Raw genomic sequence first — 13,850 nt, forward strand, 5'->3', positions numbered from 1 at the left:
CGGGGCCGTCCCATGCTCACCGTCGTCGGTTGTCTGGTCCAATCCCACGACCTCCGCCTCGTCGCCCTCGCGGCCGCCACCTGCGCGCTCGCCGCGCTCACCACGGTCTGCATCGTCAGCCACGCCCGCAGGGCGGAGGGCTGGGCGCAAGGCGGCTGGCTCGCCGTCGCGGCGGCGGCGGGCGGCTCGGGCATCTGGGCGACCCACTTTATCGCCATGCTCGCCTTCGCGCCCGGCGTGCCGAGCGGCTACGATGTCGTTCTCACCGGCTTCTCGCTGGTCATCGCCGTCGCGCTCGCCGGCTCCGGCCTCTCGCTCGCCGTCCTCGTCGGCGGGCGCGCCGCGGCCTGGGCCGGCGGCGCGGTCCTCGGCCTCGGCATCGCGGCGATGCACTACACCGGAATGGCCGCCTACGATGTCGCCGGCCAGAAGGCGTGGGACCCGACCACGGTCGGCGTCTCGCTCGCCCTGGGAGGCATCCTCGGCGGCGCGGCGCTCGCGGCCCAGGTCGGCGCCCGCGGGCTCGCCCGCCAGTTGCCCGCCGCCCTCCTGCTGCTGCTGGCCATCTGCAGCCACCACTTCACTGCGATGGGCGCCGTCACCGTCACGCCCGACCCGACGCTCGCGGTGTCGGCATCCGCCGTCCCGAATGCTTGGCTTGCGGTGGCCGTGGCGCTCGCGAGCTTCGCCATCCTGCTGCTGGCCGGCGCCGCGCACGCCCTCGACGTGCGTGACCGTCGTCACGCCAAGCTGGAGGCGGAGCGCCTGCACAGCCTCGCCAACGCCGCCGTCGAGGGGCTCGTCGTCTGCACCGGCGACACCGTGGTGAGCGCCAACCGGAGCTTCGCCAAGCTCGTCGGCCTGCCGCAGGGCGCGCTCGTGGGGACGGCCCTGTCGGCGTACCTGCCGGGCGACGCGGCCCGGCTCGCCCTGGCCGGCCAGCCCGACCGCCCGGTCGAGGCCGAGCTCCGCCAGGCCGACGGCACGCTCGTGCCGGTCGAGGTCATCATGCAGCCGGTGGAGCACGCCGGCCGTCCGCACTACGCGGTGGCCGTGCGCGACCTCCGCGCCCGGCGCCAGGCAGAGAGCCAGATCCAGTTCCTCGCCCACCATGATGCCCTCACGGGACTGGCCAACCGCGCGAGCTTCGGCAAGCGCCTCGACCAGGAGATGCGCGCCGCCGACGCGGGCGGGCGCAAGCTCGCGGTGCTGTGCCTCGACCTCGACCGTTTCAAGGAGGTCAACGACCTGTTCGGCCACGCCGCCGGCGACGCCATGCTGGAGAGCGTCGCCCGCATCGTCTCGGCCGAACTCGACGACGCGCAGATGGTGGCCCGCCTGGGCGGCGACGAGTTCGCGGTGCTGGCGCCCTGCGACGGGCCCTCCGAGGCCGGCCGCCTCGCCGAGCGCATCTTGGAGGCGCTGCGCGCAGGGAAGGCGGGGGGCAACGGCCCGCAGGTCGCCACCAGCATCGGCATCGCCCTGTACCCGGACGACGCGCAGGAGCGGGCCGCCCTCCTCAGCTACGCCGACACCGCCCTCTACCGCGCCAAGTCGGAAGAGCGCGGCACCTACCGCTTCTTCGAGGCGAAGATGGGCGTTGAGGTGCGCGAGCGCCGACTGCTGGAGCACGACCTGCGCCATGCCGTGGCCCGCGGCGAGATGCACCTCGTCTACCAGCCCCAGACCGACGTCGGCACGGGCGCCGTCATCGGCTTCGAGGCGCTGCTGCGCTGGAAGCACCCGGAGCGGGGCTACGTCTCGCCCGCCCTGTTCATCCCCATCGCCGAGGAGAGCGACGCCATCCTGCAGATCGGCGAGTGGGTGCTGCGCGAGGCCTGCCGGGAGGCCGCGAGCTGGACGCAGCCCCTGTCCATCGCGGTCAACGTCTCGGCGGTGCAGATCCACAGCCCCCACTTCGTCGGCCTCGTGCACGAGGTGCTGCTCAGGACCGGGCTGGCCCCGCACCGGCTTGAGGTCGAGGTCACCGAGACGGCGCTGATCAGCGACCCGAACCGGGCGCTCCTGACCCTCCGGCAGTTGAAATCGCTCGGCCTGCGCGTCGCCATGGACGACTTCGGCACCGGCTACTCGTCCCTGTCGAACCTGCGCTCGTTCCCGTTCGACAAGATCAAGGTCGACGGCTCGTTCGTGCGCTCCGTCGACAGCAACGAGCAGACGGCGGCCATCGTGCGCTCGGTCCTGGGCCTCGGCCGCGGCCTCGGGCTGCCGGTCCTGGCCGAGGGCGTCGAGACGGAGGCCGAGCTCGGCTTCCTCGCCGCCGAGCAGTGCCACGCCGCGCAGGGCTACCTGATGGGCCGCCCGTCACCCATCGCGCAGTTCGCCAGGCATACGCATGGCACGATTCCCGTCACCTCCGATGACCGCAAACGCGCCTGAGACAGTCGGGGAAGGGGCAAGCGTCAACCTCGCCCGTGAACGGATGTCGGATCGGCAGGGATGGAGGCGGAGGATGAGGGGGCGAACGGCAGTTACTCCATCACCGGCCCTCTCGTCGCTCCGGGCCGCCGCCGTGACCTGCGCCCTGATCGTCGGCTGCGGCCTCGCCCCGGTCGCCCTCACGCTCGCGCCACGCCCCGGCGAGCCCGTGGCCGTCATCACCCTCTTCCCGGACGCACCGGTCCCTAAGGCCGTCACAGCCTCGGGCGCACCCATCCTGTGGCTCTCCGCCGGCGGGCACGTCGCGGTGCTCTACGCCCCCGGGCGCGACGTCGCCGCACACCTGCGCCGGGCCGGTGCCCTCCTCGTCCTCGCCGCCGGGCCCCTGGGCACCTGCCTTCCGGGCTACCGGCCCTCCGCCAACCTCACCGGACCGTCCACGCCATGACCGAAAGCAGCCTCGACCGCCTCCGCCTCGCCTTCCTGCCGGTCATGCTGGGCGCTCTCGGCGTCCTCGCCGCCATCGTCACGACGCTCGCCTGGTGGCGGGACGTCATGCCCGTGCCCGTGACGGTCCTCGCGGTCCTCCTACCCGGCGCGGCCCTCGCCGCCGCCCGCCAGCACGGGGCGACGGCCATCACGCGCCACCTCTCCTCGGCTTCCCTGATGATGCTGGTCGGCCTGCTGGTCCTAGCCTCCTCGGGCACGCACCTCCAGATCGACGTGCATATGGTCTTCTTCGCCGCCCTCGCGGTTGCGGCGGGCTGGTGCTGCTGGTCCTCCATCCTCGTGGCGGCCGGCGTCGTCGCCGTCCACCACCTCGCGCTGAACGTGCTCTACCCGGCCGCCGTATTCCCGAACGGGGCCGAGTACCTGCGTGTCGTGCTGCATGCCGTCGTCCTCGTCACCGAGGCCGCCGCCCTGGTGCTGGCTGCCCGCCAGCTCGCCAAGGCGCTGGCCTCCGCGGAGGCGGCCACCCGGCAGGCCGCCGACAGCGTGCTGGCGCAGCGCCGCGCCGAGGCGGCGGCCGGCCAGGACCGTAACCTGGAGGCCCACCGCCAGCGCCGGCTCGGCGAGGTCGTCGCCGAGTTCCGCGACGCCCTGGTCGAGATCGAGCATAAGGTCGAGCGCGAGACCGGCGGCATGCGCGAGACCGCGCTCGCCCTCAGCGGCGTCGCCGAGCGGTCCAGCCGTCAGGCCGCCGCGTCGGAGGCCACGGCGTCGGCGACGGCTCAGAACGTGCTCTCCGTGTCCGCGGGCGCCGAGGAACTCAGCGCCTCCATCTCGGACATCGCCGGCCAGACCGAGCGGGCGCGCGAGTTCATCGCGCACATGACCGAGATCGCGCGGACTACGAACGACGAGGTCGAGCAGCTCGCGGTCGTGGCCGACCGCATCGGCACCGTCATGGGCCTGATCAAGTCGGTGGCCGACCAGACCAACCTCCTGGCGCTCAACGCCACCATCGAGGCTGCGCGCGCCGGCGCCGCCGGCCGCGGCTTCGCGGTGGTCGCCTCGGAGGTGAAGGCGCTGTCGGGCCAGACCATGAGGGCGGCCGACGAGATCGTGTCCCAGGTCGAGGCCATCCAGGCCTCGACGCGGCGGACCGTCGGCTCCGTCCACGCGATGGCCTCCGCCACCCAGGAGGTGAACGCGCTGACGACGTCCATCGCCGTGTCGGTGGACCAGCAGCGGGCGGCCACGCAGGAGATTTCCCGCACGGTGGCGCAGGTCGCCGAAGGCAGTTCGGAGGCGCACGCCGGCGCGGTGTCGGTCTCGCGGGCCACACAGGAGACGCGGCGCCATGCCGACGGCGCCCTGTCCGCGTCCGAATCCCTCAAGGTGGTCGCGGCGGACCTCGCGGCGTCCGTGGGCCTGTTCGTACAACGGGTCACGACGGACCTGGAGGAGCGCCGCGGCAACGTGCGCGTCGCGGTCGACGAGGCGGGCTTCCTGCACGTGGGCGGCCGACGGCACCCGGTGCGCCTCGTCGAGGTGTCCTCCCACGGCGCCCGCATCGCCGGCGGCCCGCTCCTCGCGCCCGGCGACAAGGTCGAGTTCGAGACCGCCGGCGGGGCCCGCATGCCGGCGACAATTGCCTGGGGCGAAGGAGGGGCGGCGGGCCTCGACGTGCGCGTCGGCCTCCGCCACCCGGCCCTCGGCGGGGCAACCGGCTTGGCGGCCTGAGCCGAGGCGCGCGTCCCTCGGCGAGCTCGGCGGACCCGTCAGGACCGTCGGCCGGTGACCCGCTGCAGCGCCCGCGCGACCTGTTCGGCCGAGTAGGGCTTGCGCACGAGTTCGAACCCATGGGCGTCGTCGCGGGCCAGCACGTCGCTATAGCCGGTCGTCAGGACGACCGGCAGCCTCGGGTGGTCCTTCCGGAGCCGGCGAGCGAGTTCGACGCCGCCGATGCCGGGCATCACCACGTCCGAGAACACCGCGTCGAAGCGGAACGGCACACGCTCCATCTCCGCGAGCGCGGCCTCCGCGTTGTGCGCCCAGACCGTGGCGTGGTCGAGATCCTCCAGGAGCTGCGTGCAGAAGCGCCCGACGTCGAGGTTGTCCTCCACGACCAGCACGCACAGAGGCCGCCCCACCTCCTGCTCGTCGGCTTCCTCCTCGCCGGCCTCAGATCCTTCCTGCGGCGGGTCGACATGAGGCAGGTACAGCGAGAACGTCGCGCCGCGCCCCACCTCGCTCGCCACGTCCACGTCGCCGCCCGACTGCTTGGCGAAGCCGATGACCTGGCTCAGGCCGAGCCCCGTGCCCTTGCCGACCTCCTTGGTCGTGAAGAACGGCTCGAAGATGCGCGCCAGGAGCTCTGGCACGATGCCGACACCCTCGTCCGAGACCGACACCACCGCGAAGGGCCCAGGTGCGCCGGCGTGCCCACGGATCGAGGGCAACGCCTCGCCACAGGTGAGCCGGAGCGTCAGCGTGCCCTCACCGTCCATGGTGTCCCGGGCGTTCACTGCGAGATTCACCAGCGCCGTCTCGAACTGGCTCGTGTCAGCCCGCACGTGGCATGGCCCTTCCGTCACCTCGGTCACGATGCGGATGCGCGCGCCGGTAACGGAGTTCAGCATCTCCGAGATGCCCCGCACGCGCTCCCGCAGGTCGAACACCTCGGGTTTCAGCGCCTGCCGCCGTGCGAAGGACAGTCGCTGGCTCGTCAGCTTGGCGGCGCGGTCGACCGTGTCCGCCACCGCCTCTAGGTAGCGGGTTCGGCGCTCCTCGGCGAGGTTCGGACGGCGCAGGAACTCGACCGACGAGCGGATGATGGTGAGCAGGTTGTTGAAGTCGTGCGCGACGCCTCCGGTCAACTGCCCGACGGCCTTCATCTTCTGCGCGTGGCGCAGCGCCTCCTCGGCACGGGCGAGCTGCTCCTGGCCGCGCAGCCGCTCGGTGGCGTCGGTGCCGTATTGGAAGGCACCGACCCTCATGCCAGCGCCGTCCCGCAGCGTGGTGAACCTCAGCTCGTAGCAGCGCCGCCTCCGGGCCGGGTCGCCGAACTCGCCGGCGAGCGTGAACTCCTCCCCCGACAGCGCGCGTGCCCATACCTCGCGGGACGCGGCCTGATGCTCGGGCTTGTGCGCAAGCAGATCAATCAGGTTGTCGCCCGCCCGCGGCCGGACCCCGTAGATCGCCTCGAACTCGTCCGCGCAGGCGCCGTTGATGGCCAGCACCCGGAAATCCATGTCGAGGGCGTTCACCAAGGCGTCGGTCGTCTCGAACACGTCGGCCCAGAGCTTGCGCTGGGCGAGCGCCTCGACGACGCGCTGCTCCAGCGTCTCGTTCATCTCGCGCAAGCGCTCCTCGGCGAGCTTGCGGTCGTGGATGTCCTCGACGACGCCGTACCAGCGGACGATGCCGCCGCCCTCGTTCCGGCGCGGCCGGGCCTGGGCCCGCATCCAGCGGTACTCGCCTGTAGTCGCCACGCGGATGCGATAGTCGATGTCCACCGGTTCGCCGGATGTCAGAGCCGCCGAGAAGGCCGTCATGGTCCACGGCACGTCGTCGGGGTGGAGTGATCTCGCCCAGCCGGAGCCGTCCGGCTCACCCGCGGCTTGGCCCGTCAGTTCGAGCCAGCGATTCGAGTATGAGGTGATGTTGCCGTCCGGGTCGCAGGTCCAGGGTACCTGCGGGTTGAGCTCGACCGTATGCCGATAATGGTCCTCGCTCTCGCGTAAGCGCGCCTCGCCCAGCACCCGGTTCGTGGTCTCGGCGGTGACGCAGAACAGGCCGTTGACGGCTCCGGACTCGTCGAGGACGGGCGAGTATGTGAAGGACCACCAGCTCCGCTCGGGCTCGCCCTGGCGCGAGAGGTCGAGCATGACGTCGGTCAGGATCTGGCTCTCGCCCGCCAGGGTGGCGTCGACCAGCGGCCCGATCTCGTCCCAAATGCTGGCCCAGACCTCGCGGAAGGGGCACCCCAGCGCCGTGTCCAGCCGGTAGCCGAGGATCGGCCGGTAGGCGTCGTTGTAGAAGCAGAGCAGGTCCGGCCCCCAGGCGAGGAACATCGCCGTGGGGGAGGGACAGCATCAGCGAGACCGTATTGCGGAGTGCTGGGGGCCAGCCCTCCGGCGGGCCGAGCGAGGTTTCGGACCAATCGCGGGAGCGGATCTCGGCGTCGGTCAGTCCACCGGTGGGCAGGAACGAGAAGGCGTCAGCCATGCCGCGCACGGCCCCGCATCCCGGCGCCTCCGCAACGCGACGGAGAGGCGCTCGTGGTACTGGGACGGACCAGGGCGGCCGAGGGCATCGCGCAACGGGGAAGCCAGCGTGGCATCGTGGTGGCATTACCTCTCGGTCGGGCGCCGGCTGGCGTCCTGGCCTGCCACGCTTGTTCGGTCCGCCCCGCTAGATAGTGCGGACGCAGGCAAACGACCGCTCCCTCGCAAGGCTGCATCGCCTTGGCTCTCGAAACGCGGCGTCCTCCAGGGCACCAAAGCGTGTCCGTTGCCGTTGTGACGATGCCTCAGGGCCGGCCGTGAGCCCTGCGCCACGGTGAGCCATGTCGGAACAAACTCCCCCTCCGCTTCCTTCCGCCCGGACCGAGCAGTCCTCCTCGATCCTCTGGACCATGTTCCTGGGCGTTGCCCTTGTCGGCTTGGTGGCGCTGCCGAGGCGGCGGGCGGAACCGCTGACGCTTGCGACAGGCACTCAGGATAGCGGCCAAAAGCTCGGGACCGAGGACGGGCCCGTCTCGCACGAGGGCGCCGCGGCCGAGCGCGTTGCGGAGGCCGAACCGGGGCGCGGGCGGCAGGCGGACACACCCTCCGAAATCCCGGCCAAGGGGTGGAAGGACATCGCGCTCCGCCTCTACCAGGAGTTCGGCAACGACCGCATACTCCTGGTCGCGGCCGGCGTGACCTTCTACGCCATCCTGGCGCTGTTCCCGGCCGTCGCGGCGCTCGTCTCCATCTACGGCGCGGTCGCGGACCCGAGTACGATCAGCACCCATCTGAATGAGTTGCGCGGCATCCTGCCGGACGGCGCCATCGACATCGTCGGCGGGCAGGTGAAGCGTCTGGTCGACAAAGGCGACGCGGCGCTCGGGCTCACCGCCCTCGTCAGCATCCTGCTCTCGCTTTGGAGCGCCAACGGGGGGATGAAGGCGATCTTCGACGCGCTCAATATCGCCTACGAGGAGGAGGAGAAGCGCTCGTTCCTCATGCTGAACCTGCAGTCGCTCGCGTTCACGGCCGGCGCGCTGCTGTTCGTCGTGCTGGCGCTGACCGGCATCGTGGTGGTGCCGGCCGCGCTCCAGGTGCTCGGGCTGGACCAGAAGGCCTGGTACATCGCCCTGCTGCGCTTCCCCGCCCTGCTCGCCCTTGTCATCGGCACCCTGGCGGTGCTGTACCGGTACGGTCCGAGCCGCCGGAAGCCGAAATGGCGCTGGGTGACCTGGGGCAGCGCGGTGGCCGGCACCCTGTGGCTCGTCGCGTCGGGACTGTTCTCCTGGTACGTGGCCAACTTCGGCAGCTACAACGAGACCTACGGCTCCCTGGGGGCCGCCATCGGCTTCATGACCTGGATCTGGATATCTACGACGGTCGTTCTGCTTGGGGCCGAGCTCAACGCGGAGATGGAGCACCAGACCGCGCGCGACACGACGGTCGGGGACGGCAAGCCGCTTGGCGCACGCCAGGCGCGCATGGCGGATACGGTGGCGGCGTCGGCCTGACGGGTGGCACGCGCGGGCGATTGCGTAGCCACATGCCTCGGCCTACGCCTGGCCTGCCTCAGCGGGCATGGGCACCTATGCTCGCGCGTGTCCGCCTGTGAGCCCCGATTCGCCCATCCCCCGCGCCGAAGCATCCCCATCGACCAATGCCCATGATCCAATTGGCCGCCTCCCGAACCTCCCGTATGCGAGTGTCTCCGATGTCGAACCGCGACGGCTGGGCGGCGTGGTGAGCGGCACGGAGGGCGAGTGCCCGCAAGACCGCTCGTCGCCATCGCAGCCGGTGTCCTACCAGGCGATCTTTGAGAGCGCCGTCGACTTCGCCATCGTCACCACCGACCACGAGGGACGCGTCACTGCCTGGAACCCGGGCGCGGAGCGCATCCTGGGCTGGTCGGCCGAGGAGATGGTCGGGCATTCGGCGGAGACCTTCTTCACGCCCGAGGACCGCGCGGCCGGGCGTCCCGCGGAGGAGGTGCGCCAGACTGCCGAGACCGGGCGGGCAGCCGACGAGCGCTGGCACCTGCGCAAGGACGGCACACGCTTCTGGGCCAGCGGGGAGATGATGCCCCTTCGCTCGCCCGAGGGCGCCGACCTGGGCTTCCTCAAGATCCTGCGCGACCGCACGACGGCCACGGCGAGCGAGGGTGAGACCCGCCGCGTCCGCGACGAGTTGCAGGTCGTCACCGACGCGCTGCCGGTCCTCATCAGCTTCATCGACCACGACCACGTCTACCGCTTCGCGAACAAGCACTACGAGGCCTGGTTCGACCGTCCGGCGAGCGAAATCCTGAACCGGCCGGTGCGCGAGGTCGTCGGCGAGGAGGTCTACCAGGCCAGGTTGCCCTTCATGGCACGGGCGCTCGCCGGCGAGGATATCACCTTCGACGCGCTGATGCCGTACCGTGGCGGCGTGACCCGCCAGTCGGAGATCCGCTACATCCCGCGTCGGACGGAGGGCGGTGTCGTCGACGGCATCTTCGTCATGGTGACCGACATCGCCGAGCGCCAGGCGGCCCAGGCCGACCTACGCGAGGCCGAGGACCGGCTCAGGCTGGCCCTGGAGGGGGCCGGCACCGGCATCTACGACTACGACCTCGTCACCGGCGCGCTCACCTGGGACGCGCGTACCCGCGCCCTGTTCGGGCTGTCGGCCGACGACCCGGTCTCCTACGAGGGCACCTTCCTGCCGGGCGTTCACCCGGACGACCGGGAGCGGGCCGACCGCGCCGTCCAGGCGGCCATCGGCGCACGCGAGGGCTTCGAGCTGGAATACCGCGTGATCGGCAGGCGCGACGGCGTGGAGCGCCTGTTGGCGGCACGCGGTAACACGGTCTTCCGTGACGGACGGCCCGACCGCTTCGTCGGAACGGTTCGCGACATCACCGATGCACGTGCCGCAGAGGCGACCGCGCGCCGCTTGGCGGCCCTCGTCGAGCAGTCGAGCGACTTTATCGGGGTCGCCGACCTCGAAGGCAACGCCGAGTTCGTCAACGAGGGCGGTCGCAAGTTGGTCGGGCTCGCGAGCCTGGAGGAAGCTCGCCGTTACAACCTGATGGACTATTTCGAGCCGGCGGACCGTCCGACGGTGCTGGGGAAGGTCCTTCCGGCCGTTCGCGAGAGCGGCTTCTGGGAGGGCGACCTCGCCTTCCGCAACTTCTCAACCGGCGCCGCAGTACCGGTTCACTACGCCATCTTCCCGGTCCGCGACGCGCACGGTTCCGTCACAGGCTACGGCACCGTCACCCGCGACCTCACGGAGCGCCGCAGGCAGGAATCCTTCCGGGATGCCCTGATCACGTTCGGCGACAGGCTGCAGGCGTGCCGCGACACCGCCGAGATGGCGGCGGTCGGGGCTGAGATCATGGCTCGCACGCTTGGCCTGGATCGGGCCGGGTACGGCACCGTCGACGAGGCGATGGAGCATGTCGAGATCGAGCGGGATTGGACGGCGCCGGGGGTGGCCAGCGTCGCCGGCCGCCACCGCTTCGACGAGTTCGGCGAGGTCCGCGCGGGCCTGGCGCAAGGGCGCGAGGTCGTCATCCACGACGTGACGACCGACCCGCGGACCGCGCGCAACCCGGGCCCGCTCCTGGCCATCGGCGTACGCGCCTTGATCAACGTGCCGGTGTTGGAGCAGGGCCGGATCGTGGCTCTGTTCTTCTTGCACGACCGGCAGGTGCGCGACTGGCGCACCGACAAGCTCGCCTTCATCCGCGACATCGCCGAGCGTACCCGGGCCGCCATCGAGCGCTTCCGCGCCGAGGCGAGCCGGCGCGAGAGCGAGGAGCAGTTCCGGGTCTTCGCCCAGGCCATGCCGAACCACGTCTGGGCGGCGGACGCGAACGGCGCCCTCTACTGGTTCAACGAGCAGGTGCATGCCTACGCCGGCACCTCGGCGGGCGAACTCGACGGAACGGCCTGGGCGTCCATCGTGCATCCGGACGATGTTGGGGCGGCGGGACGCGCCTGGGGGGCCGCGCTGGCCGACGGGACGCATTACGAGACCGAGTTCCGCATTCGGCGCGCGGACGGGGCCTTCCGCTGGTTCCTCGTCCGGGCCGAGCCGATCCACGGTCCCAACGGCGCGGTCGTCCGCTGGATCGGCACGAACACCGACATAGAGGACCGCAAGCAGGCCGCAGCCCAGTTGGAGCGCCTCAACGAGAACCTGGAGCAGCAGGTCGAGGAGCGCACCCGCGACCGCGACCGGATGTGGCGGCTCTCAACCGACGTCATGCTGGTGGCACGCTTCGACGCGACCATCGTGGCGGTGAACCCGGCCTGGACCACGCTATTCGGCTGGAGCGAGGCCGACTTGGTCGGGCGCTCCTTCATGGACCTTGTCCACCCGGACGACGCAGCCTCCACAGCGGCGGCGGCCGGCGACCTCTCGGACGGTTCGGTCATCCCCCGCTTCGAGAACCGCTACCGCCACAAGGACGGCAGCTACCGATGGCTGTCCTGGACCGCCGTGCCGGACGAGAGCTTCATCCACGCGGTCGGACGCGACGTGCAGGCCGAGAGGGAAGCGGCCGCGGCGCTCGCCCTGACCGAGGAGGCGCTGCGCCAAGCTCAGAAGATGGAGGCCGTTGGGCAGCTCACCGGTGGCCTCGCCCACGACTTCAACAACCTACTTACCGGCATTTCGGGCTCGCTCGAACTCCTGCAGACCCGGATGAGCCAGGGCCGGCTGACCGACCTCGACCGCTACATCAACGCCGCGCAGGGCGCCTCGAAGCGGGCGGCGGCCCTGACCCACCGCCTGCTCGCTTTCTCGCGCCGGCAGACGCTCGACCCCAAGCCCACCGACGTGAACGCCCTCGTGCACGGCATGGAGGACCTGATCCGGCGGACCGTGGGCCCGGCGGTCCACATCGAGGTGGTCGGGGCGGCCGGGCTCTGGCCGGCGCTGGTCGATCCGCCCCAACTTGAGAACGCGCTGCTCAACCTCTGCATCAATGCCCGCGATGCGATGCCTGAAGGCGGTCGGATCACCATAGAGACGGCCAACAAGTGGCTCGATGACCGAACGGCGAGGGAGCGTGAACTACCGCCGGGGCAGTACCTGTCGCTCTGCGTCACAGACACCGGCACCGGCATGACGCCCGACGTCATCGCCCGCGCCTTCGACCCCTTCTTCACGACGAAGCCGACGGGTCAGGGCACGGGGCTCGGCCTCTCCATGATCTACGGCTTCGCCCGGCAGTCGGGCGGGCAGGTGCGCATCTACTCGGAGGTGGGCCAAGGCACGACGATGTGCATCTACCTGCCGCGGCACTACGGAGAGGCGGAGGGCGATGACGGCATGCCCGACCTCTCGACCGCGCCCCGGGCCGAGCAGGGAGAGACGGTCCTCATCGTCGACGACGAGCCGAGCATCCGCATGCTTGTCACCGAGGTCCTGGAGGACCTCGGCTACACCGCCATTGAGGCGTCGGATGCTGTCGCCGGCCTGAAGGTGCTTCAGTCGGACGTGCGCATCGACCTGCTGGTCACCGACGTCGGGCTGCCCGGCGGCATGAACGGCCGCCAGATGGCCGACGCCGCGCGGGTGAGCAGGCCGAATCTGAAGGTGCTATTCATCACCGGCTACGCGGAGAACGCTGCGGTCGGCAACGGCCACCTGGAGCCCGGCATGGCAGTGCTGACCAAGCCCTTCGTGATGGAGGCGTTAGCCAGCCGCATCAAGGACCTGATCTCCAACCCGTGACATCGACCATGGCGTTGAGGTCGGTGTGGTCGGTCTGACCAAAGCCTGGCGGTTCAGGCGAGCTGCCCGCCCCCGTCCTCCGCCTCCGCCACCCTGCGGAAAGGCAGAACGCGGCCCGGCCGCTTGGACAGAAGGCGTTCGACCGCTGCCCGGAGTTCGTCGAGCGCGAAGGGCTTGCGCAGCACGGGTACGCCCTCCGAGGGTAGCGCTGCCGCATCAGCGTAGCCCGTCATCATGAGCACGCCAGGCGCGGGGTCGAGCGCCAGCGCCCGCCCAGCAAGCTCGGTTCCCGTCATCCCGGGCATGGCGTAGTCGGTCAGCAGCAGGTCGATGCGGTTTCCCCCGTGCAGCAGCCGCAGGGCCTCCGCGCCGCCGCTTGCCTCGACGACCCCGTAGCCGAGTTCCTCCAGCAAGGTGACGGCGACGGCACGAACCTGGGGATCGTCATCGACGACGAGGATGCGCGTCGCGTCCGTCGCAACTCCACGGCCTTGCGTCCGGTCGGCGTCCGCGCCGGCGACAACCTCGCCCCGGAGGAGATAGATCGATGCCGTGGTGCCCTCACCATGTCGGCTGCGCAACGTAATGGCGCCGCCGAGCTGACGCGCCGTGCCGTAGACCTGCGCAAGCCCAAGACCCGTACCCTTGCCCTGGGGCTTGGTCGTGAAGAAGGGTTCGAACGCGCGGGCGAGGACATCCGGCGACATGCCATCGCCCGTATCGGCGACCGTGAGCACTACGAGATCCCCCGCCGGCACGGTCCCGGGTCGTGGCGCGCCGGCGGGCAGATTCTCGGTCTCGATCCGTATCTCCCCGGCACCCTGCAGGGCGTCGCGCGCGTTCGTCACGAGGTTGAGGACAGCCAGTTCGATCCGGTGCGGGTCGGCCACCGCGGGCCACAGGTCCGCGGCCAGGCGCGTCACGACGGCGGTGCCGCCGCCTAAGAGCCTGTTTGAGGTCCTCCGCCGGCCGTCCCCATCTGTCTCGTGTCACCAATACACGATCCGTCTGGCAGGACGGAGGAGAGAGCAGATGTGGACGGACCGGCAT

7 protein-coding genes are annotated in these 13,850 nt (G+C 71.0%); 5 read left to right on the forward strand and 2 right to left on the reverse strand.

From position 1 onward, the window contains the following. The first annotated feature begins 12 nt into the window (after positions 1–12). From MFF56_RS23470 to MFF56_RS23480, 3 genes are all read left to right on the forward strand, one after another. Positions 13–2,400, forward strand: a complete 2,388-nt coding sequence (locus tag MFF56_RS23470; RefSeq protein ID WP_238231362.1) for a bifunctional diguanylate cyclase/phosphodiesterase — start codon at positions 13–15, stop codon at positions 2,398–2,400. A gap of 73 nt (positions 2,401–2,473) precedes the next feature. Next, positions 2,474–2,848: a hypothetical protein gene (locus MFF56_RS23475; RefSeq protein ID WP_012452099.1), complete on the forward strand. Its 375-nt coding sequence runs from the start codon at positions 2,474–2,476 to the stop codon at positions 2,846–2,848. Beyond that, positions 2,845–4,587 (forward strand): methyl-accepting chemotaxis protein, encoded by a 1,743-nt coding sequence (locus MFF56_RS23480; protein ID WP_238231366.1) that lies wholly within the window; start codon positions 2,845–2,847, stop codon positions 4,585–4,587. Before MFF56_RS23475 ends, MFF56_RS23480 begins: the two co-directional genes overlap by 4 nt. 38 nt (positions 4,588–4,625) lie before the next feature. Here MFF56_RS23480 and MFF56_RS23485 read toward each other — a convergent pair whose 3' ends face one another. After that, complete coding sequence (locus tag MFF56_RS23485; RefSeq protein ID WP_306308046.1) at positions 4,626–6,920, reverse strand: PAS domain-containing protein; 2,295 nt, start codon at positions 6,918–6,920, stop codon at positions 4,626–4,628. A gap of 563 nt (positions 6,921–7,483) precedes the next feature. Here MFF56_RS23485 and MFF56_RS23490 point away from each other — a divergent pair. Beyond that, positions 7,484–8,587, forward strand: a complete 1,104-nt coding sequence (locus tag MFF56_RS23490) for a YihY/virulence factor BrkB family protein (RefSeq protein WP_373320014.1) — start codon at positions 7,484–7,486, stop codon at positions 8,585–8,587. A 229-nt stretch (positions 8,588–8,816) separates the two neighbouring features. Continuing rightward, positions 8,817–12,800, forward strand: coding sequence for a PAS domain S-box protein (locus MFF56_RS32410; protein WP_373320015.1), 3,984 nt, complete (start codon positions 8,817–8,819; stop codon positions 12,798–12,800). Between the two features lie 53 nt (positions 12,801–12,853). Here MFF56_RS32410 and MFF56_RS32155 read toward each other — a convergent pair whose 3' ends face one another. Beyond that, complete coding sequence (locus MFF56_RS32155) at positions 12,854–13,723, reverse strand: ATP-binding protein (RefSeq protein WP_283207441.1); 870 nt, start codon at positions 13,721–13,723, stop codon at positions 12,854–12,856. Positions 13,724–13,850 lie beyond the last annotated feature (127 nt).

Origin of the sequence: Methylobacterium hispanicum (assembly GCF_022179285.1) — a bacterium.
GTDB classification, from domain to species: domain Bacteria; phylum Pseudomonadota; class Alphaproteobacteria; order Rhizobiales; family Beijerinckiaceae; genus Methylobacterium; species Methylobacterium hispanicum.